This window comes from Dokdonella ginsengisoli, from assembly GCF_042652785.1.
GTDB lineage: Bacteria > Pseudomonadota > Gammaproteobacteria > Xanthomonadales > Rhodanobacteraceae > Dokdonella_A > Dokdonella_A ginsengisoli.
This window is the reverse complement of sequence record NZ_JBHSHD010000008.1, coordinates 265,324-287,879: the sequence shown is the minus strand read 5'-3', so window position 1 is coordinate 287,879 and position 22,556 is coordinate 265,324. Positions and strand designations below refer to the sequence as shown.

General features: G+C 70.7%; 21 protein-coding genes. 14 read left to right on the top strand and 7 right to left on the bottom strand.

Features of this window, described 5'->3' with window-relative positions; translation table 11 throughout:
- Window positions 1–3 precede the first annotated feature (3 nt).
- From ACFO6Q_RS11610 to ACFO6Q_RS11600, 3 genes are all read left to right on the top strand, one after another.
- Complete coding sequence (locus ACFO6Q_RS11610; RefSeq protein ID WP_380021162.1) at window positions 4–1,236, top strand: acetylornithine/succinylornithine family transaminase; 1,233 nt, start codon at window positions 4–6, stop codon at window positions 1,234–1,236.
- A 95-nt stretch (window positions 1,237–1,331) separates the two neighbouring features.
- On the top strand, window positions 1,332–1,925 hold the full coding sequence (locus tag ACFO6Q_RS11605) for an ECF-type sigma factor (protein ID WP_380021161.1): 594 nt from the start codon (window positions 1,332–1,334) through the stop codon (window positions 1,923–1,925).
- On the top strand, window positions 1,925–4,870 hold the full coding sequence (locus ACFO6Q_RS11600; RefSeq protein WP_380021159.1) for a serine/threonine-protein kinase: 2,946 nt from the start codon (window positions 1,925–1,927) through the stop codon (window positions 4,868–4,870). Before ACFO6Q_RS11605 ends, ACFO6Q_RS11600 begins: the two co-directional genes overlap by 1 nt.
- 9 nt (window positions 4,871–4,879) lie before the next feature.
- Here the strand turns inward: ACFO6Q_RS11600 and ACFO6Q_RS11595 are convergent, their stop codons facing one another.
- Together ACFO6Q_RS11595 and ACFO6Q_RS11590 are read right to left on the bottom strand one after the other, a co-directional pair.
- Entirely contained in the window at window positions 4,880–5,383 is a 504-nt protein-coding gene (locus ACFO6Q_RS11595) for a hypothetical protein (protein ID WP_380021157.1), read from the bottom strand.
- Between the two features lie 22 nt (window positions 5,384–5,405).
- A complete protein-coding gene (locus ACFO6Q_RS11590; protein WP_380021156.1) occupies window positions 5,406–5,864 on the bottom strand; it encodes a DUF2628 domain-containing protein in 459 nt (152 codons plus the stop codon).
- A 283-nt stretch (window positions 5,865–6,147) separates the two neighbouring features.
- On the opposite strand from ACFO6Q_RS11590, the gene ACFO6Q_RS11585 reads away from it, so the two are divergent.
- Entirely contained in the window at window positions 6,148–7,578 is a 1,431-nt protein-coding gene (locus ACFO6Q_RS11585; protein WP_380021154.1) for a metal-dependent hydrolase family protein, read from the top strand.
- Window positions 7,579–7,609: 31 nt separating this feature from the next.
- Here the strand turns inward: ACFO6Q_RS11585 and hemL are convergent, their stop codons facing one another.
- Together hemL and thiE are read right to left on the bottom strand one after the other, a co-directional pair.
- Window positions 7,610–8,896, bottom strand: a complete 1,287-nt coding sequence (gene hemL, locus ACFO6Q_RS11580) for a glutamate-1-semialdehyde 2,1-aminomutase (RefSeq protein WP_380021152.1) — start codon at window positions 8,894–8,896, stop codon at window positions 7,610–7,612.
- 236 nt (window positions 8,897–9,132) lie between these two features.
- On the bottom strand, window positions 9,133–9,768 hold the full coding sequence (thiE, locus tag ACFO6Q_RS11575; RefSeq protein WP_380021150.1) for a thiamine phosphate synthase: 636 nt from the start codon (window positions 9,766–9,768) through the stop codon (window positions 9,133–9,135).
- Window positions 9,769–9,834: 66 nt separating this feature from the next.
- On the opposite strand from thiE, the gene ACFO6Q_RS11570 reads away from it, so the two are divergent.
- Window positions 9,835–10,032: a rubredoxin gene (locus tag ACFO6Q_RS11570; protein ID WP_380021148.1), complete on the top strand. Its 198-nt coding sequence runs from the start codon at window positions 9,835–9,837 to the stop codon at window positions 10,030–10,032.
- A 365-nt stretch (window positions 10,033–10,397) separates the two neighbouring features.
- Here the strand turns inward: ACFO6Q_RS11570 and ACFO6Q_RS11565 are convergent, their stop codons facing one another.
- Together ACFO6Q_RS11565 and ACFO6Q_RS11560 are read right to left on the bottom strand one after the other, a co-directional pair.
- A complete protein-coding gene (locus ACFO6Q_RS11565; protein ID WP_380021146.1) occupies window positions 10,398–10,838 on the bottom strand; it encodes a DUF192 domain-containing protein in 441 nt (146 codons plus the stop codon).
- Between the two features lie 37 nt (window positions 10,839–10,875).
- Window positions 10,876–11,811, bottom strand: a complete 936-nt coding sequence (locus tag ACFO6Q_RS11560; protein ID WP_380021144.1) for a carbohydrate kinase family protein — start codon at window positions 11,809–11,811, stop codon at window positions 10,876–10,878.
- Between the two features lie 372 nt (window positions 11,812–12,183).
- Between ACFO6Q_RS11560 and ACFO6Q_RS11555 the strand changes: the two genes are divergently transcribed.
- The 5 genes from ACFO6Q_RS11555 (at window position 12,184) to rodA (ending at window position 18,072) form a co-directional block, all read left to right on the top strand.
- Complete coding sequence (locus ACFO6Q_RS11555) at window positions 12,184–13,230, top strand: rod shape-determining protein (RefSeq protein WP_380021142.1); 1,047 nt, start codon at window positions 12,184–12,186, stop codon at window positions 13,228–13,230.
- Between the two features lie 186 nt (window positions 13,231–13,416).
- The gene (gene mreC, locus ACFO6Q_RS11550) at window positions 13,417–14,400 is read left to right on the top strand and encodes a rod shape-determining protein MreC (RefSeq protein ID WP_380021140.1); all 984 of its coding nucleotides are present in this window, start codon (window positions 13,417–13,419) and stop codon (window positions 14,398–14,400) included.
- A complete protein-coding gene (gene mreD / locus ACFO6Q_RS11545) occupies window positions 14,397–14,885 on the top strand; it encodes a rod shape-determining protein MreD (protein WP_380021138.1) in 489 nt (162 codons plus the stop codon). The genes mreC and mreD overlap by 4 nt, the downstream gene beginning before the upstream one ends.
- Window positions 14,886–14,986: 101 nt before the next feature.
- Entirely contained in the window at window positions 14,987–16,951 is a 1,965-nt protein-coding gene (gene mrdA / locus ACFO6Q_RS11540) for a penicillin-binding protein 2 (RefSeq protein ID WP_380021136.1), read from the top strand.
- On the top strand, window positions 16,948–18,072 hold the full coding sequence (gene rodA, locus ACFO6Q_RS11535) for a rod shape-determining protein RodA (RefSeq protein WP_380021134.1): 1,125 nt from the start codon (window positions 16,948–16,950) through the stop codon (window positions 18,070–18,072). Before mrdA ends, rodA begins: the two co-directional genes overlap by 4 nt.
- A 57-nt stretch (window positions 18,073–18,129) precedes the next feature.
- Here the strand turns inward: rodA and ACFO6Q_RS11530 are convergent, their stop codons facing one another.
- The gene (locus ACFO6Q_RS11530) at window positions 18,130–18,618 is read right to left on the bottom strand and encodes a hypothetical protein (RefSeq protein WP_380021132.1); all 489 of its coding nucleotides are present in this window, start codon (window positions 18,616–18,618) and stop codon (window positions 18,130–18,132) included.
- 241 nt (window positions 18,619–18,859) lie between these two features.
- Here ACFO6Q_RS11530 and mltB point away from each other — a divergent pair, with 241 nt between their 5' ends.
- From mltB to ACFO6Q_RS11510, 4 genes are all read left to right on the top strand, one after another.
- On the top strand, window positions 18,860–19,873 hold the full coding sequence (gene mltB / locus ACFO6Q_RS11525) for a lytic murein transglycosylase B (RefSeq protein ID WP_380021130.1): 1,014 nt from the start codon (window positions 18,860–18,862) through the stop codon (window positions 19,871–19,873).
- On the top strand, window positions 19,870–20,808 hold the full coding sequence (locus ACFO6Q_RS11520) for a septal ring lytic transglycosylase RlpA family protein (RefSeq protein WP_380021128.1): 939 nt from the start codon (window positions 19,870–19,872) through the stop codon (window positions 20,806–20,808). The genes mltB and ACFO6Q_RS11520 overlap by 4 nt, the downstream gene beginning before the upstream one ends.
- 104 nt (window positions 20,809–20,912) lie before the next feature.
- Entirely contained in the window at window positions 20,913–22,247 is a 1,335-nt protein-coding gene (locus ACFO6Q_RS11515) for a D-alanyl-D-alanine carboxypeptidase family protein (RefSeq protein ID WP_380021126.1), read from the top strand.
- Window positions 22,244–22,534: a DUF493 family protein gene (locus ACFO6Q_RS11510; protein ID WP_380021124.1), complete on the top strand. Its 291-nt coding sequence runs from the start codon at window positions 22,244–22,246 to the stop codon at window positions 22,532–22,534. The genes ACFO6Q_RS11515 and ACFO6Q_RS11510 overlap by 4 nt, the downstream gene beginning before the upstream one ends.
- Window positions 22,535–22,556: the final 22 nt, after the last annotated feature.

The window sequence follows — 22,556 nt, the reverse complement described above, 5'->3', positions numbered from 1 at the left end:
GACATGGACGAAGGCAAGACCACTTCCGACCTGCTCGCCCTCGGCTCGCGCTACTGGCTGCCGGTGTACCGCCCGCGCGCGATCGTGCTCGACCGCGGCGAAGGCGCACGCGTGTGGGATCTGGACGGCCGCGACTACGTCGATTTCGGCGCCGGCATCGCCGTCAACGCGCTCGGCCACGCCGATGCGGACCTGCTCGCCGCGCTGACCGCGCAGGCCGGCAAGCTGTGGCACGCGAGCAACGTGTTCTACACCGAGCCGCCGCTGCGGCTGGCGGCGGAGCTGGTCGAGGCCGCCGGCTTCGCCGAGCGCGCGTTCCTGTGCAACTCCGGCGCCGAGGCGAACGAGGCGGCGATCAAGCTGGTGCGCAAGTGGGCCGCGGCGAACGGGCGTGCGCCGGAGCGGCGCGTGATCGTGACGTTCCGCGGCTCCTTCCACGGGCGCACCTTGGCGACCGTCACCGCGACCGCGCAGCCGAAGTACCAGGAAGGCTACGAACCGCTGCCGGCGGGATTCCGCTACGTCGACTTCAACGACGCCGACGCGCTGGCGCAGGCGTTCGCACCCGGCGACGTCGCCGCCGTGCTGGTCGAACCGGTGCAGGGCGAGGGCGGCGTGACGCCGGCGGCGCCGGGCTTTCTCGCCCGCGCGCGCGAGCTGTGCGACGCGCACGGCGCGCTGCTGGCGCTCGACGAGATCCAGTGCGGCATGGGCCGCACCGGCACGCTGTTCGCGCATGCGCAGGACGGCGTCGTGCCGGACATCGTCACCCTGGCCAAGGCGCTCGGCTGCGGTTTTCCGATCGGCGCGATGCTGGCGGGACCGAAGGTCGCCGAAGTCATGCAGTTCGGCGCGCACGGCACCACCTTCGGCGGCAATCCGATGGCCGCCGCGGTCGCCCGCGTCGCCTTGCGCAAGCTGGCCTCGCCGGCCGTTGCGGCGAACGTCGCGCGGCAGGCGCAGGCGCTGCGCGACGGGCTCGCCGCGCTCGAGCGCGGACGCGGCCTGTTCGCGCAGGTGCGCGGGCGCGGGCTGATGATCGGCGCGGTGCTGGCGGATGAGCACAAGGGACGCGCCGGCGACATCCTCGATCGCGCGGCCGCGCATGGACTGCTGCTGCTGCAGGCCGGGCCCGACGTGCTGCGCTTCGTGCCGCCGCTGACGATCACCGACGCCGAACTGGCCGACGGCCTGCGCCGCCTCGCCGCGGCGCTCGACGACTTCGCCGGCGCCTGAACACCGGCGGCCGGCGCGCCGGAACGGAGGACGAGCGGCGGCGCGCCCGACGCTGCTACCCTTCGCCGGAGTCGGCGTCGTCATGCGGATGGGGCATGGAACTGCGGCAGGAAAGCGAATACGAAACCGAAATCGGCCTGCAGCTGGAGAGCCTCGTCGAGGAGCGCGACCTGGACCTGTCGGCGCTGATGACCGGCCTGCAGGACGAGCTGCGCCGGATCGCCCATCGCCAGCGCCGGCGCGGCAAGGCCGGCGAGACGCTGTCGACCACCGCGCTGGTCAACGAGGCGTACCTGAAGTTCGCCGCGTCGCCGGAGCTGTTCGGCCGCATAGAGCGCAGCCACTTTCTCGCCATCGCCGCGCGCGCGATGCGCAATATCGTCATCAACCACGCGCGCGACCGCGTCGCGCAGAAGCGCGGCGGCGGCGCCGTGCACGAAACCCTCGGCGAGGCCGAGGCGTTCGACGCCGACCTCGCCGAGGCCAACCGCATCCTCGAACTCAACGACGCGCTCGGACGGCTGGAGCAGGTGCGCCCGCGCCTGGCCCAGGTCGTGCAGCTGCGCTACTTCGCCGGCCTCAGCGAGGAGGAGACCGGCGAGGTGCTCGACCTGGACCGCAGCACGGTGCGGCGCGACTGGCTGAAGGCGCGCGGCTGGCTGTACGAGCGCCTGCATCCGGATTCCTGATGGAGTCCTCGCCCGACGACTGGCAGCGCCGCGAGGCGCTGCTCGACCGCCTGCTCGACCTGCCCGAACACGAACGCGACGCCTTCGTCGAGGAACTCGCGCGCAGCAGCGCCGGGGACGCCGCCGCGCTGCGCGGCTGGCTGGCCGGCATCGAACGCTCCACCGGCTACCTGGTGCCGCCGGCGGTGTCCGATCCGATCGGCCACGACGGCAAGATCGTCGGCAGCTGGCGCGTGCTGCGCCTGCTCGGCCGCGGAGGCATGGGCGAGGTCTGGCTGGGCGAGCGCGCCGACGGCCTGTTCGCCAAGCAGGTCGCGATCAAGTTCATCCGCGACGACCGCCCGCTGCTCGCGCGCCACATCGAATCCGAACGGCGCGTGCTCGCCGGCCTGCAGCATCCGGGCATCGTGCGCCTGCTCGACGCCGGCGCGCTCGCCGACGGCCATCCGTACCTGGTCACCGAGTACATCGACGGCGCGCCGCTGGACGCCTGGCTCGAGCAGGCACGGCCCGCGCTGTCCGCGCGGCTCGACCTGTTCCGCCAGGTCGCCGCGGCGGTCGCCTACGCGCACGAGCGGCTGGTCGTGCATCGCGACATCAAGCCGGCCAACGTGCTCGTCGACGCCGACGCGCGGGCGCACCTGCTCGACTTCGGCATCGCGCAGGCGCTGGCGGACGAGTCCGATGCCGCGCCGGCGACGCAGCTGGCGCTGACCCCGGAATTCGCCGCGCCCGAGCTGATCGTCGCCAGCACGGCGAGCGTGCGCTCGGACGTCTACGCGCTCGGCGGGCTGCTGTACTTCCTGCTGTGCGGGTGCCCGCCGCTGGCCCTGCGCGGCCTGTCGCTGGCCGCGATGGTGGAAAGGATCCGCCTCGACACGCCGCGCGCGCCGAGCGGACTGGCCGATGCCGCGGCGCGCCGCGGTGCGCCGGCGCACCTGTTCGCCGATCTCGACGCGATCGCGCTGAAGGCGCTGTCGAAGGAGGCGTCCGCCCGCTACGGCACGGTCGAGGCGCTGCTGGGCGACGTCGAGGCCGCGGTCGAGCGCCGCCCGATCCTGGCGCGCGCGCCGGACGCGTTCGACCGGCTGCGCCGCTACCTGCACCGTCATCGCATCGCCGTCGCGGTGGTCGTGCTGATCGTGCTGTCGCTGCTCGCCGGCATGGCCGGCACGCTGTGGCAGGCGCACGAGGCGCACCGGCAGCGCGACCGCGCCGAAGCCGAGGCGGCGCGCGCGGAGGCGCAGGCGAAGGCGGCCGGCGCGGTGCGCGATTTCCTCATCGGCGTGTTCGACTCGGCCAATCCGGAAGTCACGCTCGGCAAGACGCCCACGGCGCTGGAGCTGGTCGACATCGGCGTGCGTCGCGCCGAAACCGACCTGAAGCCGCAGCCGGAAATGCAGGCGCAGCTGTTCGAGGCGCTCGGTCGCACCTACGTCGGCCTCGGCGAGTACGGCAAGGCAGCCGCGCTCCTGCAGCGCGGCTACGAGATCGCCGTGGCCGCGCTCGGCAAGGAGTCGCCGCTGGCGGTCACGCTGGCGACCGGCTACGCCAGCGCGATCGGACGCGGCGACGGACCGTACGACGCGGCGTTGGCGATGCTCGAACCGATCGCGCAGCGCGATTCGCACGCCTCGCCCGAATCCGCGCAGCTGACTGCGGTCGCCGTCTATCAGCTGGCCACCTTGCACAAGCGCCTGGGCCGCCTCGACGAATCGGAAGCGAACTTCCGCCGCTCGATCGAGCGCCTGCGCGAACTCGGCGCGCCGGCGGAGCCGGAGCTGGCCGAAGCGCTGCACCAGTTCGCCGGCCTCGAGGAGGCCCGCGGCCGGCGCGGCGAGGCGATCGAACGCCTGCAGCAGGCGATCGCGATCCGCGAGCGCTCGGCGTTCGGGCCGTCCACGGACGTGGACCTGATCCGCGTGGAGCTGGCCAACCTGCTCGGCGGCGCCGGCAGGAACGACGACGCGGTGGCGATCCTGCGCGAGGTGGTCGACGCCAATCGCGCGATCTACGGCGACGTGCATCCGCGTTACCTGGAAAGCGCCAACTGGCTGGCGCGCGCGCTGGTGCGCAAGCCCGCCTACGCCGAGGCGGATGCGATCCTCGAACAGGTGCTGGCGACCTCGCGCAGCCACTACGGCGAGGACAGCGAGACCACCGCGCAGGCGGAAGTGGCGCTGGCGGCGTCGAAGCTGGCGCAGGGGCAGATCGGCGCGGCGATCGAACTGGGCGAGCGCGTCCGGCGCTACGCCGTCGCGCACGGCGGCGAGGACAGCTATCGCGCGATCGTCACGACGCAGAACCTGGCGCGCCTGCGCCTGGCCAACGGCGAATACGACGAGGCGGAGAAGATCGCGCGCTCGGTGCTGGCCTCGTTCGAACGCATCGGCTCGAAGAGCACCAACGACGTGCTGGAACTGCTCGGCAACATCCGCCAGTACAAGGGCGACGCGGAAGGCGCGCGCACCTACCACCGCCAGGCGCTGGAGGTGCTCGAGCGCAACGGCGACCGGAGCAGCTTCGACGTGCAGCTGCTGAAGGCCGAGCTGGCCGAGGACGAGCGCGATCTCGGCGATCTCGACGCCGCGCGCCGCCACGCGCGCGAGGCGCTGGACGGACTGGTCAGCCTCGATCAGGCGTCGAACGAGCGGATGATCGCGACCGTGCGCTACCTGCTGGCGCAGTTCGATGCGCTGGAGGGACGCTGCGCCGCTTCGACGGACGTCGAAACGGTGATCGCGCACAACCGGGAGCCGACGCTGGCGCCGGTGACGCAATGGCGCCTGGCCTATGCGCGATTCATCCTCGGCCTGTGCCGGCGCCAGCAAGGCGGCGCCGACTCCGCTGCGCTGATCGCCGAGAACGCGAAGTTCCTGCGCGAATCGCCGCTGGTCGATCCGCACGTGAAGCGCCTCGTCGAGGCGGCCGCGCGCCGCCGGTGACGGCGATCCTCAGCGCGCAGGCGAGGGCAGACGGTCGAGGAAGCGCGCTGCGCGCCGCAGCATGCCGAAGTAGACGAGATTGAGTGTGATCCGGCAGAACAGCCCGACGACGGCCCCGGCAACCATGGTCTCCGGCGGGCAGGTCGCTTCGGGGTCGGCCAGGCGCAGCGGAAGCTCGTACAGCGACACGGCGACGCCGGCGCCGACGAACAGCAGCGCGATCTTCGCGAGCATCGCGCCACCCGGGCGATAGCGCAGCAGCAGGGCGTTGCCGGGAATGCCGAACGCCGCGATGCCGGCGTGGATGGCGGTCTCGGCCAGGGCGGTCGACAGCGGCAGGGGTCCCGGGTCGCCGTCCAGCAGCAGCGAAAGTCCGAGCAGCGCCAGCCCGGCGTTGAAGACGCACAGGAGCAGATCGGCGATCAGCCAGCCGGAAACGACGCCGGGATAGCGGGGGCGGGCGACCGGAGCCGATGCGGCGATCGGCTCCGGCGCGGCGGAAGAAGCGTTCATGGCGAGGTTCCGGCCGCGATGCTCAGAACGGCCGCACCGGCATCCAGCCGTCGTCGCCGTCGACCTTGAACGCGTAGAAGTCGCGCGGCGCCATGATCCCGAAGATCGCGCCGCCGAGGAAGCGCGTCGCGTTGGCCAGCGTTTCGCCGCCGACCAGGTACAGCAGGAAACTCACGGTGATGACGACGACCAGCACGAACGCGAGCAGCACCAGGCCCTTCTTCCACATGCCCTTGACGAGGTAGTAGAAGAAGCCGAACACGAAGGCCAGCGCGAAGCTCGAGATCGGCGGTGCCATCTCCTTGAGCGCGGCCTTGCGCCGATCCGGCGGCAGCGACTTCAGCAGCGGCGCCTGCACGCCGCCGTACTTCTGCATGCCCTTGAAGTAGCGCTTCCACTTGTCCGACACGTCGAGCGTGTCGATGTCGACGTTGGCGGCGACGCCGGGGTTGGGCGAAAGGACATTGGTATCGGTGTTCACGGCGATGCTCCGGGTCGAGTGGGTCGGGCGACGATCGCCCTCGTCCGGGAAATCACCCAACCGGGCCGCTTTGCGTCATTTTTTTCGATCGATGCCGGCGCGCCGTTCCGGCGACGCGGGTACGCGCACGCAAGCGCGTCCGCGTGCGGCCGGCCGCACGTGTGCGGCGCGATGGGAGCGCGAGGCCGGCGAGGGCTGACCAATGGGCCTGGCTGCGGGCCGGGCGATCGGGGAGATTGCTGTCCGCAGCGCTCCTCCGAGCGCCGGAGGGAGGGGTGCGTCGATGAGCGCGATGTCGATGAGCGCGATGGTGACGGGCGCGATGGTGACGAGCGCGATGGTGACGGGCGCGATGGTGCTGAGCACGATCCGGAGACGTCGCTGCCGTTGGGCAGGCGCCGCCGTGCTGATGGTTGCGGCTGCGACCGCGGTCCCGGCGATGGCAGCCACCGCGCCGGACCCGGCACCGGCGCCGGGCGCTGCGGCGCTGGCCCTGCACTGCGGCCACTGGTTCGACGCCAAGGCCGGCCAGCGGCTCGGCGCCGCCACGGTGGTGGTGCAGGGCGAGCGCATCCGCGAGATCAAGCCGGGGCGGATCGAAGTGCCCGGCGCGACGGCGATCGACCTCGGCGACGCGACCTGCCTGCCGGGCCTGATCGATGCGCATACGCATCTTTCACTGACCACCGACGCCGACCCGCTGCGCTGGAACCTCGCCGACTTCGCCGTGCGTTCCGTCGTCCATGCGCAGCGCACGCTGCAGGCGGGATTCACCACCGTGCGCGACATGAGCGACATCAACAACGAGACCGTCGCGCTGCGCAACGCGGTCGACGCCGGCATCGTGCCCGGCCCGCGCATCTTCACCGCCGGACGTCCGATCGGCAGCACCGGCGGTCACGCCGACTGGAGTGTCGGGCTGCGCGCCGACCTGCAGCGCGACCTCGGTCCGAACAACGGCATCGCCAATGGCCCGGACGAAGCGATGAAGGCGGTGCGCCAGCACTACAAGGACGGCGTCGACACGATCAAGATCATGGCCTCCAGCAGCTTGTTCGAGGATCAGCCCGGCGGCGCCATCCCGCACATGACCCTGGCCGAGATCAAGGCCGTCGCCGACACCGCCCGCGAATACGGCCTCACCGTCGGCGCGCACGCGCACGATCCGGAGAGCATTCGCCGCGCGGTGCTCGGCGGCGTCGATTCGATCGAGCACGGCACCTTCATCGACGCAGCCAGCGCCGAGCTGATGAAGCTGCACGGCACCTGGTTCGTGCCGACGATCTGCGTCGGCAAGATCGTCGCCGAGAACGCGGACGAGTGGGGCAGCGAATCGCCGCAGGAGGCGGCGAGGATGCGCACGTTCGGCAACCTGATGCAGGCGGGCGCCGGCCGCGCCTACAAGGCCGGCGTGAAGGTGGCCTTCGGCAGCGACGAGGGCGCCTGCCCGCACGGCGAGAACGCGCGCGAGTTCGTCTACATGGTCGAAGCGGGCATGCCGCCGGCCTATGCGCTGCAGGCGGCGACCACGCACGCGGCGGAGCTGCTGAAGAAATCCGCCGACCTCGGCACGCTCGAGGCCGGCAAGTTCGCCGACGTCGTCGCGGTGCCCGGCGATCCGCTGCAGGACATCGCGACGATGCGCAAGGTCGTCTTCGTGATGAAGGGCGGCCGCGTCTACCGGCAGGACGACAGGCCCGTTGCCGCGAACTAGGCGGCGACGATTTCTTCGCCGCCGCGCGCGTTCAGCGCGCGGCTGCTTGCACGAACGCGGCGCGCGCGGCCTGGTACGTGTCGGCGATGACCTGCTCGGTGTGTGCGATCGAGACGAAGCCGGCCTCGAACGCCGACGGCGCCAGGTAGACGCCGGCTTGCAGCATGGCCTGGAAGAAGCGGTTGAACGCGGCGACGTCGCAGGCGGTCGCCTGCGCGTAGGTTTCCACCGTGCCGGACGTGAAGAACAGCCCGAACATGCCGCAGACGCGGTTGATGCTGAGCGGCACGCCGGCCTCGTCGGCGGCGGCCTGCAGCGTATCGGTCAGCAGGCGCGTGCGGCGGTCGAGTTCGTCGTGGAAACCCGGCACGCGGATCAGGTCCAGCATCGCCAGGCCCGCGGCCATCGCGACCGGATTGCCGCTGAGCGTACCGGCCTGGTAGATCGGGCCGGCCGGCGCGACCTGCTGCATCAGGTCGCGGCGTCCGCCGTAGGCGCCGACCGGCATGCCGCCACCGATGATCTTGCCGAAGGTGGTCAGGTCCGGCGTGATGCCGTACAGCGCCTGCGCGCCGCCGAGCGCGACGCGGAAGCCGGTCATGACTTCGTCGAAGATCAGCAGCGCGCCGTGGCGCGTGCACAGCTCGCGCAGCGCGGCGAGGTAGCCCGGTCGCGGCAGAATGCAGTTCATGTTGCCGGCCACCGGCTCGATGATCAGCGCGGCGATGGTGTCGCCGGCCTCGGCGAACAGCTTCTGCGCCGCTTCGAGGTCGTTGTAGGGCAGGGTCAGGGTCAGGTCGGCCAGCGCATCGGGAACGCCGGGTGAGGTCGGCGTGCCGAAGGTCAGCGCGCCGGACCCGGCCTTGACCAGGAACGCGTCGCCATGGCCGTGGTAGCAGCCTTCGAACTTGACGATGCGCGTGCGCCCGGTCGCGCCGCGCGCGAGACGGATCGCCGACATCGTCGCCTCGGTGCCGGAGTTGACCATGCGCACGACTTCCATCGACGGCACCAGCTCGGCGATCGTCTCGGCCATCGTCACTTCCGCCGGGCACGGCGTGCCGAACGAGAGGCCGTTCTGGATCGCGCGCTCGACCGCCGCGCGCACGTGCGGATGGTTGTGGCCGACCACCATCGGGCCCCACGAGCCGACGTAGTCGATGTAGCGCTTGTCCTCGACGTCCCACAGGAAGGCGCCGTCGGCGCGTGCGGTGAAGAACGGCTCGCCGCCGACGGACTTGAAGGCGCGCACCGGCGAATTCACGCCGCCGGGAATGCGCGCGAGCGCGCGCTGGAAAAGCTCGTGGTTGGTCGTCATGGGCGTCTCGGCATCGAGCCGCTCCCTCGCGGAGAGGCGCTCGGTAAGGGTTCATCGAAGTTCGAATGCTACACGGGCCAAGTCCGTTTCCGGAGGCGGAGTGCGGCAAAAAGCGTCTTTCAAAAGAGCGTCTCTCGCAGAGGCGCAGAGAACGCAGAGGAAGAATTGATGCTTTTTCCTCTTCTGTCTTTCTCTTGCGTTCTCCGCGCCTCTGCGAGAAATCCTTCTTGCCGCTCCTAAGAACCGGATGCCTCGAACAGCGCCGCGAAGCGCTGCGCGCTCGCGCACACGTCCGCCGCGCCGAACAGGGCCGAGATCACCGCGAGGCAGTCGGCGCCGGCGTCGACCAGCGGCGCGGCGTTGTCCGGCGTGATGCCGCCGATCGCGACCAGCGGCAGGCCGAGCGGCTTCGCCGCGCGCAGCAGGCCGGTCGTCGCGCGGCGCGCCTGCGGCTTGGTCGGCGACGGGAAGAACGCGCCGAAGGCAAGATAGTCGGCGCCGGCCGCGGCGAGCCGGCGCGCGCGCTCGATCGAGTCGTAGCAGGACACGCCGACGATCGCGTGCGCGCCGAGCCGCGCGCGCGCCGCATGGACGGCGAGGTCGTCCTCGCCCAGGTGCACGCCGGCCGCGCCGACCGCGGCGGCGAGTTCGACGTCGTCGTTGACGATCAGCGGCACGCCGTGCGCGGCGCACAGCGCCTGCAGGGCGCGCGCCTCGTCCGCGCGGCGTGCCGCATCATGGGTCTTGTCGCGGTACTGCAGCAGGCGTGCGCCGCCGGCCAGCGCCGCGGCGCTGGCCTCGACCACGTCCGCGCGCGGGCCGTCGGTGATCGCGTACAGGCCGCGCAGCGGCGGAAACGGGGTCTGGGTCATCGGCTTTCGCGCGCGGGGACAAGCTGGGAGAATACGCGGCTTCCGCCCGCAGAATCATTCCGCCGCATGTCCGAATCCGTTGCCCGTGCCGACGCTCCCTTCCGCACCTTCATGTGCGTCGTCTGCGGCTTCATCTACAACGAGGCCGAGGGCTGGCCGGCGGACGGCATCGAGCCGGGCACGCGCTGGGAAGACGTGCCCGAGACCTGGACCTGCCCGGACTGCGGCGTGACCAAGTCCGATTTCGAGATGGTCGAGATCTGAGGCCGGCGGCGCGGCCGGACGGCCTCGTTCCCACGCGGACGTCATGCCCGCGACCGCGGGCATCCATCGAATACGACGGCATCGCGCAGCGCGTGAGCGATCGGCGATCCACGCGTGCCGGCCGTTCGCGGCGGCTTTCCCGCCGCCACAATTCGTCCTCTTTCCGTCACGCCCGCGGCACCCGCGTTTGTTTGACTGTACGCAGTCAACCACAGGAGCCGCCATGCGCGTCTTCATTCCCATCGAGGAAGGTCACGTCGACCGCGACGTCGTTCCGGTGCCGTACCGTCACGGCCTGATCTGCGTGCACGGCCTGCGCGAGGGGTTCACCCTCGGACAGGACGGCTGGCTGGATTTCGGTCCCGTCAGCGACGAATCGTCAGCTCGTCGCCCGGATGCACGCCGATCGCATCCGCCTGTCCGGCGTTGAGTTCGAGCACGTAGCGCGCCGGCGCGCCGCTGGAATACGCCGGGCACGGATCGGAGAGGCACGGCGGCACGTTGCGCTGCACGCTGATCAGGCGGCGCTCGGCGTCGAAGAACAGCATGTCCTGCGGGAACTTGCAGTTCTTCATCCAGAACGCGCGCGGCGCGTCGTCCTGGAACACGAACAGCATGCCGTGGTCGGTCGGCATGCTGTCGCGTCCCATCAGGCCGTGGGCGCGCGAGGCGTCGTCCTCGGCGATCTCGATGCTGAAGGTGCGGCCCTTGATCTCGACCGCCGGCGTCTTCGCCGTACAGGCCTGGACGGCGGCGCCGAGCGCGAGGCCGGCGAGGACGCGTGCGAAGCGGGACGAAGCGGACATCGGCGAACTCCTCGGAATCCTGGTTGCGGCGCCGGCCTCAGGCCAGCGCGTAGCCGAACTGCTGCTTGAACTGGTCGGCGAACTCGTCGTAGCTGAAGCGCTGGTTCTGCGTGCCGGGGTGCTCGATCTTCAGCGTGCCCATCAGCGAGGCAATGCGGCCGGTGGTCGGCCAGTCCATCTCGCGCATCAGGCCGAAGATCAGGCCGGCGCGGTAGGCGTCGCCGCAGCCGGTCGGATCGACGATGCGGCGCTCCTGCGCGGGCGGAATCGCGATGGTCGTGCCGCCGGTGTAGACCGTCGAGCCCTTCGGGCCCTGGGTCACGACGTAGGCCTTCACGCGCTGCGCGATCTCGCTCGCGCTCCAGCCGGTGCGCTGCTGCAGCAGCTGCGACTCGTAGTCGTTGACGATGGCGTAGTCGGCCTGCTCGATGAAGGCGCGGAACTCCGCGCCGTCGAACAGCGGCATGGCCTGGCCCGGATCGAAGATGAAAGGCACGCCGCTCTCGGCGAACTCGCGCGCGTGCTGCAGCATGCCGTCGCGGCTGTCCGGCGCGACGATGCCGAAGCTCACGCCGTCGACGTCGCGCACGTGGTGCTCGTGCGAATTGAGCATCGCGCCCGGATGGAAGGCGGTGATCTGGTTGTTGTCCAGGTCGGTGGTGATGAAGCACTGCGGCGTGAACAGGTCCTCGAACACGCTGACGTGGTCGAGGCGGATGCCGCACTGCTTCATGTGCTCGCGATACGGCCCGAAATCCTGGCCGACCGCGGCGAACGGAATCGGATCGTCGCCGAGCAGCTTCAGGTTGTAGGCGATGTTGCCGGCGCAGCCGCCGAATTCGCGGCGCATGCGCGGCACCAGGAACGAGACGTTCAGGATGTGCACCTGGTCGGGCAGGATGTGTTTCTTGAACTGGTCCGGAAACACCATGATGGTGTCGTAGGCGAGCGAACCACAGATCAGTGCGGACATCGACGATTCCGAAAAAGGGAGCGGGAACGCGCGGCGCGCCTTGCGCGGCGCCAAACCGCCGAAGTCTACCCGACGCGCCGCCGCCTTGCGCGGATCCGGCGCCTTGCCCGCGCGGCGGGCGCAGGATCGCCGCGGTGGTGCGCTCGCGCAGGCGGCGCGAAAGCGGCGCAGGCCGATGTGGCCGCGAGGAGGCGGACCGCGGGCGAATCCGGGCCCGGCGCGGCCCGCCGCGGGGCCGCTTCGATACGCCGGCGTGCGTCGGAAATCCGCGTCGGGCAAGGGTTTTTTAACTTCGCCGACCTTGCCCGGCCGGCCGCGGCTGTCTAAACTCGCGCGCTTTTCTCTCGCACTCAAAAGGCTGGCGCCGCGCTCATGTTCAAAGGTCTACGCGGACTCTTTTCCAACGATCTCTCGATCGACCTCGGTACCGCCAACACGCTGATCTACGTGCGCGGCCAGGGCATCGTGCTGAACGAACCCTCGGTCGTCGCGATCCGCCAGGACCGCGGACCGGGCGGACCGCGCTCGGTGGCGGCGGTCGGTGGTGACGCCAAGCGCATGCTCGGACGCACGCCGGCGGCGATCAACACGGTCCGCCCGATGAAGGACGGCGTCATCGCCGACTTCACGATGACCGAGGAGATGCTCAAGCAGTTCATCAAGAAGGTGCACAAGGCGCGCATGTTCCGGCCGAGCCCGCGCGTGCTGGTCTGCGTGCCCTGCGGCTCGACCCAGGTGGAGCGCCGCGCGATCAAGGAGTCGGCCGAATCGGCCGGCGCGCGCGACGTGTACCTGATCGAGGAACCGATGGCCGCGGCGATCGGCGCCGGCATCCCGGTGCACGAGGCGCGCGGCTCGATGGTGCTCGACATCGGTGGCGGCACGTCCGAGGTCGCGGTGATCTCGCTCAACGGCATCGTCTACTCGCAGTCGGTGCGCATCGGCGGCGACCGCTTCGACGAGGCGATCATCAACTACGTGCGCCGCAACCACGGCACCCTGATCGGCGAGTCCACCGCCGAGCGCATCAAGTTCGAGGTCGGCTGCGCGTTCCCGCAGTCGGAGGTCAAGGAAATCGAGGTGTCCGGGCGCAACCTCGCCGAGGGCGTGCCGCGCAACTTCACGGTCAATTCCAACGAGATCCTCGAGGCGCTGCACGAGCCGCTGTCGGGCATCGTCAGCTCGGTGCGCGGCGCGCTCGAGCAGACGCCGCCGGAACTGTGTTCGGACGTCTACGAGCGCGGCATCATCCTGACCGGCGGCGGCGCGCTGCTGCGCGACATCGACCGGCTGATCTCGGAGGAAACCGGGCTGCACGTGCACGTCGCCGATGATCCGCTGACCTGCGTCGCCCGCGGCGGCGGCCGCGCGCTCGAACTGATCGACCAGCACGGCAGCGATTTCTTCGCGCCGGAGTGAGGCGGGGAATCGGGAGTCGGGAATAGGGGAATCGGCGAAGCCGGACGCTTGCGCCGGAACGGCGATATTCTCGCGTTGTTTTCCCCATTCGCTTCGAGAGCCGCCGTGCACCGTTTTCCCGCGCTGGTGGCTGCCGATTTTCCGCTTCTACGATTCCCGATCCTCGATTCTCCGTTCCCGGCCTAAATGGCGATCGCCCGACCCGACAACGCCACGCTGTTCGCCGAAGGCGCCGTCAGCACGCTCAAGCTGATCGTCTATCTGGCGCTGGCGGTCATGCTGATGGTGCTCGACCATCGCGGCAGCTATCTCGAGCTGCTGCGGCGCACCGGCAGCGCGGTGGTCGAACCCATCTACCGCCTCGCCGCGTTCCCGGCCGATGTGGCGCGCGCCACGCGCACCGCGGTCGTCACGCAGGACCAGCTCGCGGGCGAGAACCGCCAGCTGCGCGAGGCCCTGCTGCTCGCGCAGGCCCGCCTGAACCGGCTCGACACCGTGATCGCGCAGAACGCGCGCCTCAAGGCGCTGCTCGACGCGCAGAAGAACCTCGGCCTGTCGGTGCAGTTCGCGCGGCTGGTCGACGTCGACCTCGATCCATTCCGCCACCGCATCATGCTCGACACCGGCACCAACCAGGGTGTGGAGATCGGCCAGCCGGTGATCGACGCGCACGGCATCATGGGGCAGATCGTCGAGGTGCTGCCCAACACCTCGGTGGCGATGCTGATCACCGATCCGACCCATGCGATTCCGGTGGTGGTCGAGCGCAGCGGCGTGCGCACGATCGCCTACGGCAGCGGCGCGATCGACCGCCTGGAACTGCCCAACGTGCCGATCAGCGCCGACGTGAAGGTCGGCGACCGGCTGCTGACCTCGGGGCTGGGCGGGCGTTTCCCGGCCGGCTTCCCGGTCGGCGAGGTGCGCTCGGTCAGCAACGACCAGAGCGGCATGTTCGCCGCCGCCGTCGCGCGGCCCGCGGCGGCGCTGGATCGCAGCGGCGAGGTGCTGCTGCTGCACGACCAGCCGCAACCCTACGGGCCGCCGCCGACGCCACAGGAAGAAGTCGGTCCGCCGGCCGAGCTGTCCGGCCCTGCGCCGGCCGCGACCGAGACCGCGCCGGCTCCGGCTCCGGCTCCCGACCCGGTTCCGCCCGAGGAGACCACGCCATGACGCGCCTGCGCGGCCAGGGCTGGCTGTTCTTCGGCAGCCTCGTCGCCGCCTTCCTGCTGCAGATGATGCCGCTGCCGCAGCTGCTGCTGCCGCTCAAGCCGTACTGGGTCGGCATCGTGCTGATCTACTGGGCGATCGAGCTGCCCGAGCGGGTCGGCCTGGGCTTTGCGTTCCTGTTCGGCCTCGCCGGCGACGTGCTGACCGGCGAGCTGCTCGGCGAGCAGGCGCTGCGCCTGGTCGTGCTCGCCTTCATCGTGCTGCGCTTCCGCGCGCGCCTGCGCTTCTTCCCGATGTGGCAGCAGGCGCTGGCGGTGCTCGCGCTGCTGCTGAACGACCGCATCGTCACCTTGATGGTGCGCGGTTTCTCCGGCGAGGCGATGCCGTCGTCGACGTTCTGGATCGCACCGGCGACCGGGATGCTGATGTGGCCGCTCGTGTTCCTGCTGCTGGACGACCTGCGCCTGCGCCTGCGCGGCGGCGAATAGGAGCCCGCACCGTGGCCGCCGCCATCCGTTCCCTCGCTCCCGCCCCGCCTGCGCAGCCGTCGCTGCCGGCGCGGGTCGCCGCGGCGCGATAGGCCGATCCCGTGCCGACCTCGTTCAAGCCGATCAAGGAAAACCGGCACGAGTACGCGCTGTTCCGGCGCCGCGCGCTGGCCGGCTTCCTGATCATCGTGCTGTGCCTGGCGGCGCTGGCGGCGCGGTTCCATTTCCTGCAGATCGTGCGCCATGAGGAGTTCAGCACACGCTCGGACGCCAACCGCGTGCTGACGCGCCCGCTGGCGCCGGCGCGCGGCCTGATCTACGACCGCAACGGTCTGCTGCTGGCCGAGAACGTCGCCGCGTTCCGCCTCGAGGTGACGCCGGAGCAGGCCGGCGACCTGCCGCGCCTGTTCGAGACGCTCGGCAGGATCGTGCCGATCGGCGAGGACGACGTCGCGCGCTTCAACGTGCTGCGCAAGGGCAAGCGCTCCTACCAGGGCGTGCCGCTGCGGCTGAAGCTGTCGGAGGAGGAGATCGCCCGGTTCTCGATCAACCGCTGGGCTTTTCCCGGCGTCGAGGTCGTGCCGTACCTGACGCGCTCCTACCCGCTCGGCGCGGAATTCGCGCACACCGTCGGCTACGTCGGCCGCATCGACAACGACGACCTCGCGCGGCTGGACAAGGACGACTACGCCGGCACCACCCACGTCGGCAAGACCGGCATCGAACGCTTCTACGAGGACCGCCTGCACGGCGAACCCGGCTACGAGAAGATCGAGGTCAACGCCGACCACCGTCCGATCGGCGAGCCGCTGGCGCGCGTGGCGCCCAAGCCGGGCGAGAACCTGTACCTGACCATCGACGCGCACCTGCAGGAAGCCACCGAGGCCGCGTTCGGCGGCCGCGCCGGCGCCGCCGTGGCGATCGATCCGCGCAACGGCGAGATCCTGGCGATGGTCGGCGTGCCGAGCTACGACCCGAACCTGTTCGTCAACGGCATTTCCAGGGCGGACTACGCGGCGCTGCTCGAAGCGCCGAACAAGCCGCTGCTCAACCGCCTGCTGCGCGGCAACTACACGCCCGGATCGACGATGAAGCCGTTCGTCGCGCTGGCCGGCCTGGAGCTCGGCCTGCGCAAGCCCAGCGACACGGTGCTGTCGACCGGCGAGTTCTTCATCCCCGGCCAGTCGCGCGCCTACCGCGACGACGTGCGCGGCGGCTTCGGCCGCGTCGACCTGCAGCAGGCCATCTCGCGTTCGGTCAACACGTATTTCTATTCGCTCGCGCTGGATATGGGCATCGACCGCTTCAGCGGGTACCTGGGCAAGTTCGGCTTCGGCAGGCCGACCGGAATCGACCTGGTCGGCGAGGGCGGCGGCGTGCTGCCCTCGCGCGAGTGGAAGCGCGGGCGCTACAAGCAGCCATGGTTCCCCGGCGAGACGGTGATCGCCGGCATCGGCCAGGGCTACTGGGTGGTCACGCCGCTGCAGCTGGCCAACGCGCTCGCCACGTTGGCCAACCGCGGCGTGCCGCACGTGCCGCACCTGCTGCGCGCGGTCGTCAGCGGCATCGACCGCCCGCTGGAGATGGTCGACAAGGCGCGGCCGCTGCCGAGCGTCATCCACAACCCGGCCGACTGGCGCGCCGTGCTGGACGGCATGATCGGCGTGGTCGCCAGCGGAACCGCGCGCGGCCTCGGCGAGGGGTTTCCGTACGTGATCGCCGGCAAGACCGGCACCGCCGAGCGCTTCTCGCGCACCGACGAGACCTGGACCAGCATCAGCGCCAGCCCGATCGAGCGCCACCAGGTGCTGTTCGAATGCTTCACGCCGGCGGAGGAGCCGCGCATCGCGGTCATCGTCGCGCTCGAGGCCGGCCGCAGCGGCGCGTCGGACGCGGCGCCGATCGCGCGCAAGATCCTCGACGCCTGGCTGCCCGGCGACCAGGAGCAGCAGTCGCGCCTGGGCGCCGCCGCTACGTCGGTCGAATCCGGACCTGCGCCGGACTCGCCGGCGCGCAAATCCGCCACGACGGCGGATTTGCGGCAACCCGCGCAGGCCGCGCCGTGATCGACGAGGCGGTCGCGCAGCTGCGCTACCGGCTCGGTGCGCTCTGGCGCAAGCCGCGCATCGACCTGCCGCTGTTCGGCTCGCTGCTGCTGCTGATGGGGATCGGGCTGACGACGCTGTACAGCGCCGGCGACCTCGACCGCGGCGTGGTCGTCTCGCAGGCGATGCGCTTCGCGCTCGGCCTCACGTTCATGTTCGCCATCGCGCGCGTTCCGCCGCAGCTGCTGCGCAACTGGACGCCGTGGCTGTACGCCGGCAGCGTGCTGCTGCTGGTGGCGGTCGCCGTGCTCGGCGAGGGCCGCGGCGCGCATCGCTGGCTGGACCTGAAGTTCGTGCGCTTCCAGCCGTCGGAGATGCTGAAGCTGACGATGCCGATGATGGTCGCGTGGTACCTGCACGGCCGGCCGCTGCCGCCGAACTGGTCGACGCTGTTCGTCGTCGGCGTGCTGATCGCGATCCCCGGCGGCCTCGTCGCCGAGCAGCCCGATCTCGGCACCGCGCTGCTGATCGCCGCCAGCGGCGCGTTCGGCGTGTTCCTCTCCGGCCTGGCCTGGTGGCGCATCGGCATGCTGCTGGCGGCGTTCGCCGCGGCGGTGCCGGTCGGCTGGCACTTCCTGCACGACTACCAGCGCAACCGCGTGCTGACCCTGCTCGATCCCGAAGCCGACCCGCTCGGCAACGGCTGGCACATCATCCAGTCGAAGATCGCGGTCGGCTCGGGCGGCCTGTGGGGCAAAGGCTGGCACCAGGGCACGCAGTCGCGGCTGGAATTCCTGCCCGAGCACACCACCGACTTCGTCTTCTCGGTATTCGCCGAGGAATGGGGTCTGGTCGGCGTGCTGCTGTTGCTCGCCCTGTACGTGTTCATCATCGCGCGCAGCCTGTGGATCGCGGCCGAGGCGAAGGACACCTACTCGCGCCTGCTGGCCGGCGCGATCAGCATGTCGCTGTTCGTCTATGTCGTGGTCAACGGCGGCATGATCACCGGCGTGCTGCCGGTGGTCGGCGTGCCGTTGCCGCTGATCAGCTACGGCGGTACCTCGGCCGTGTCGCTGCTGGCCGGCTTCGGCGTGCTGATGTCGATCCACGCGCACCGCAAGACGCCGATCGCGCGCGGCTGACGGCCGGCACGCGCCGAGGCCCGCGGACGCGCCACGGCGCCCGCGGGCGGACCGGCGTCACAGGCAGTCGACGAGGCCGTCGTAGATCGTCGCCGACGAGCCCGGCAGCGGCGCGTGCAGCGGATCGTCTCCGGCCAGCGCGGCGAGCAGGGCGTCGATCGTGGTGCCCGGCGCCAGCGGCGTGCGGCAGCGCCAGAACCCTTTCGTCACGGTGAAATGTCCGGTGGCCGGGTCGATGTCCTCGTAGCTGCCGGCGAACAGCCAGAGGCAGCGGCCGATCGTGCCGCTGGACTGCTCGATCGAGCAGCGATAACCGAGCGACTGGATATTGGCGTAGTCGCCCTCGCAGAAGGTGTCGCCGCAGACGTCGTCGAAGCCGCGGCGCAGCTGCGTGGTCAGCGTGTACCAGGACTCGTACTGCGCATCGTCGGTGAAGTAGCCGTAGACGTCGCCGTAGTTGGGCACGGTCTGGGCGGCGGCGAGGTTCGAGGCGAGGGCGGCGGCGAACAGCACGGCGGACGGCAGGTTCGGCTGGCGGAACGTCATGATCGGCTCTCCTTGGCAGGGACGGGACGTCCGCCTGCGTCGCGCATCCGGCGGACCTTCGCAGGGTGCCGCGGAGGGAGCGCGTGCGCCGATGGGCGCGATCGGCAAATCGCGTCGGTCGAGCGCGGAAAACCGCGTCGGAGAATGCCGACGGCACGCGTACGATCCGCCCCCGGCGGAGCGCGAAAACGGCATCGGCGATGGTAGAGTAGCCCGCGTGCAAGCCCCTGAACGTTTTCCGTTGATCCGAACCCGTCTCGTCCTTATCGGCTCGCTGGCCCTCTTCGGCCACGCGGCGGCGTCGGCCGCATCCGTTGCGCCGCGCCCGATCGACGCCACCGCCGAGCAGCGTGCGTTCGCCGCCGAGGTCGCCAAGGAGGGCGGCCCCGACGAGGCCGCCGTGCTGGCGACCCTGTCCGGTGCGAAGACGCAGCAGTCGATCCTCGACGCGATCGCGCGCCCGGCCGAAAAGACGCGCGAGTGGAAGGACTACCGCCCGATCTTCGTCACCGACAAGCGCGTCGTCGACGGCGTCGCGTTCTACCGCGCCAACCGCGAGCTGCTCGAGCGCGTCGGCGGCGAGTACGGCGTGCCGCCCGAGGTCATCGTCGCGATCATCGGCGTGGAGACCAGCTACGGCAAGATCACCGGCAAGTACCGCGTGCTCGACGCGCTGTCGACGCTGGCGTTCAACTATCCGCCGCGCGCGAAGTTCTTCCGCGGCGAGCTGAAGCAGCTGTTCCTGCTCGGCGACCAGCACCTGGCCTACCCGATCGACGAGCTGAAGGGCTCGTACGCCGGCGCGATGGGCTGGGGCCAGTTCATGCCGACCAGCATCGCGCAGTGGGCGAAGGACGAGGACGGCGACGGCAGCATCGACCTGTGGAATTCGCTGCCCGACATTACCGCCAGCGTGGCCAACTACTTCGCCGCGCACGGCTGGCAGAAGGACCAGCCGGTGACCGTGCGCGCGCAACCGGCCGGCGACGCGCAGGCGCTGGCGCCGGCCAATTCCGAGCCGGCGTACACGCTGCAACAGCTGGAGGCGTGGGGTTACGCGCCGCTCGAGCGCGTCGAGGCGGAAACGCCGTCGACCCTGCTCAAGCTGGAGGGCGAGCGCGGCCCCGAGTTCTGGCTGACCTTCAAGAACTTCTACGTGATCACGCGCTACAACCGCAGCCCGCTGTACTCGATGGCGGTGTGGCAGCTGGCGCAGGAGATCGCGGCCGGCGTGGCGGAAAACCCGTCGTCGTGAACCGGCTGCGCGCGCTCGTCGTCGCGCTGCTGGGCCTCGCCCTGGTCGCCTGCGCCGGGCACAAGCCGCGCCGCGACGAGGCGCGTGCGCCGGCGTCCGTGCAGCGCGGCGAGCGGCCGTCGGCGGAGACCTCGCGGCCGCAGTCCGAGCGCTACCACAAGAACCAGGACGGCGGTCCCGACGCGCCGGCGATCGACGTCAGCAAGATTCCCGAACCGGTGCCCAAGGCCGAGCCGCGCTCGCGCTACGGCAACCGCGAGACCTACAGCGTGCTCGGCCGCACCTACCGCCTGCTGCCGGACGCACGCGGCTACAGCGAGCGCGGCATCGCCTCGTGGTACGGCAACAAGTTCCACGGCTACATGACCTCCTCGTTCGAGCCGTACGACATGTACGCGTTCAGCGCCGCGCACAAGACGCTGCCGCTGCCCAGCTACGTGCGCGTGACCAATCTCGACAACGGCAAGAGCGTGGTGGTGCGCGTCAACGACCGCGGCCCGTTCCACGAGAACCGCCTGATCGACCTCTCCTACGCGGCCGCGGTCAAGATCGGCGTGTGGCCGAAGGGCACCGGCGTGGTCGAGGTGCGCGCGATCGATCCGGAGCGTCCGGATGCGCTGCCGCCGACCCGCATCGCTTCGGTCGCGCCGGCGCGACCGCTCGCCGCGCGCGCCGAGGAGACGGCCGCGGACGACGCGCCGCGCATCTATCTGCAGATCGGCGCGTTCGGCGACCGCGCGAACGCCGAGCGCGCCGCCGCGAACGCGACGCGCGCCGGCCTCGACCGCGTCGGCATCCAGTCGGCGACGATCGACGGGCGCACCGTGCACCGCGTGCGCGTCGGTCCGCTGGCCGACGTCGACGCCGCCGACGCGATGACCGCGCGCATCGAACAGCTCGGCCTCGGCGCGCCGCGCGTGGCGATCGAGCGCTGAACGCGCGGCATACCGCGCGCCGGGCGAATCCGGCGGCGGGGTGTTTTGGCCGGCATGCTCTGCGACAATTCCTTCTTTGCGCCTTGCAAGGATCCGAGTCCCGAATGAAATTGCCCGCCTTGATCCGGCCCGCCCTGCTCGCTTCGCTCCTGGCCGCGGCCTGCGCCCATGCCGCACCGCCCGCGCCCGCGCCTGCCGCAGCGCACGCGCCGGCACCCGCCGCGGCGCAGCCGAACCTGCCGACCCCGCAGCCGGTGGCCAAGCCCGCGGCACCCGCGGTGGCGGTGCCCGGCGCGCCCGGCAGCGGTCCGGTGCCGCCGGCGCCGACGATCGACGCCAAGGCCTGGGTGCTGATGGACTACACCAGCGGCCAGATCCTCGCCGAGAGCAACATGGACGCGCGCGTCGCGCCGGCGTCGATCACCAAGGTGATGACCTCCTACGTGGTCTCGGCCGAGCTGGCGCACGGCAAGATCAAGATGGACGACAAGGTCGCCATCAGCGAGAACGCCTGGCGCTCGGGCGGCGCCGGCACCGACGGCTCGACCAGCTTCCTGCAGCTCAACAGCCAGGTGCCGCTGAAGGACCTGCTCTACGGCATGATCATCCAGTCCGGCAACGACGCCGCGATCGCGCTGGCCGAGCACACCGCCGGTTCCGAGGCGACCTTCGCCCAGCTGATGAACCAGTACGCGGCCAAGCTCGGCATGAGCGGTACGAACTACGTCGACGCCAGCGGCCTGCCCAATCCCAACCACTACACCACCGCGCACGACATCGCGCTGCTGTCGCGCGCGCTGATTCACGACTATCCCGAGGAGTACAAGGTCTACGCGGTCAAGGACTTCGAGTGGAACGGCATCAAGCAGCACAACCGAAACACGCTGCTGTGGCGCGACTCGACCGTCGACGGCATCAAGACCGGCCACACCTCCGAGGCCGGCTTCTGCCTGGCCACCTCGGCCCTGCGCGGCGACCAGCGCCTGATCGCGGTGGTGATGGGCGCGCCGAGCGAGAAGCAGCGCGCCGACGACAACCAGGCGCTGCTGAACTACGGTTTCCGCTTCTTCGAGACGCAGAAGCTCTACGTCGCCGGCAAGCCGCTGGCCGAGCCGGAGTTGTGGAAGGGCGTCGAGGCGAAGCTGCCGCTGGGCGTCTCCGAGGACGTGCTGATCACGTTCCCGCGCGGCCGCTACGGCGATCTCAAGGCCAGCCTGGAGATGCCCTCGCGCCTGATCGCGCCGATCGAGAAGGGCAAGCAGGTCGGAACCTTGAAGGTCACGCTCGACGGCAAGACCCTGCTCGAGCGGCCGCTGGTCGCGCTCGGCGACGGCGGCGAAGGCGGCTTCTTCAAGCGCCTTTCGGACGGGTTCTGGATGTGGTTCAAGGGCGATGCCGGCCCGGCCGTGTCGGCCGAAGCGCCGAAGGGGAACGGATGAAAGACCTCGACGAGATCCAGCCGCAGAACCCGGACCAGGGCTTCCAGTTCCCCGGCGTGTTCGAGATTACCGCGATGGGCAGCGCCACCGCCGACCTCGAGCACCGCGTGCCGGCGATCCTCGCCGGCCTCGGCCTGGTCGTGCTCGCCGACGCGGTGCAGGTGCGCCCCTCGCGCGAAGGCAACTACGTCGCGGTCACCGCCAGCTTCACCTGTCCCACGCGCGAGAAATACGACGCCGCGCACGCGGCGCTGCGTGCCGATCCGGGGATACGCTGGACGCTGTGAGCGTTCCGCTCCGCGCTTGCCG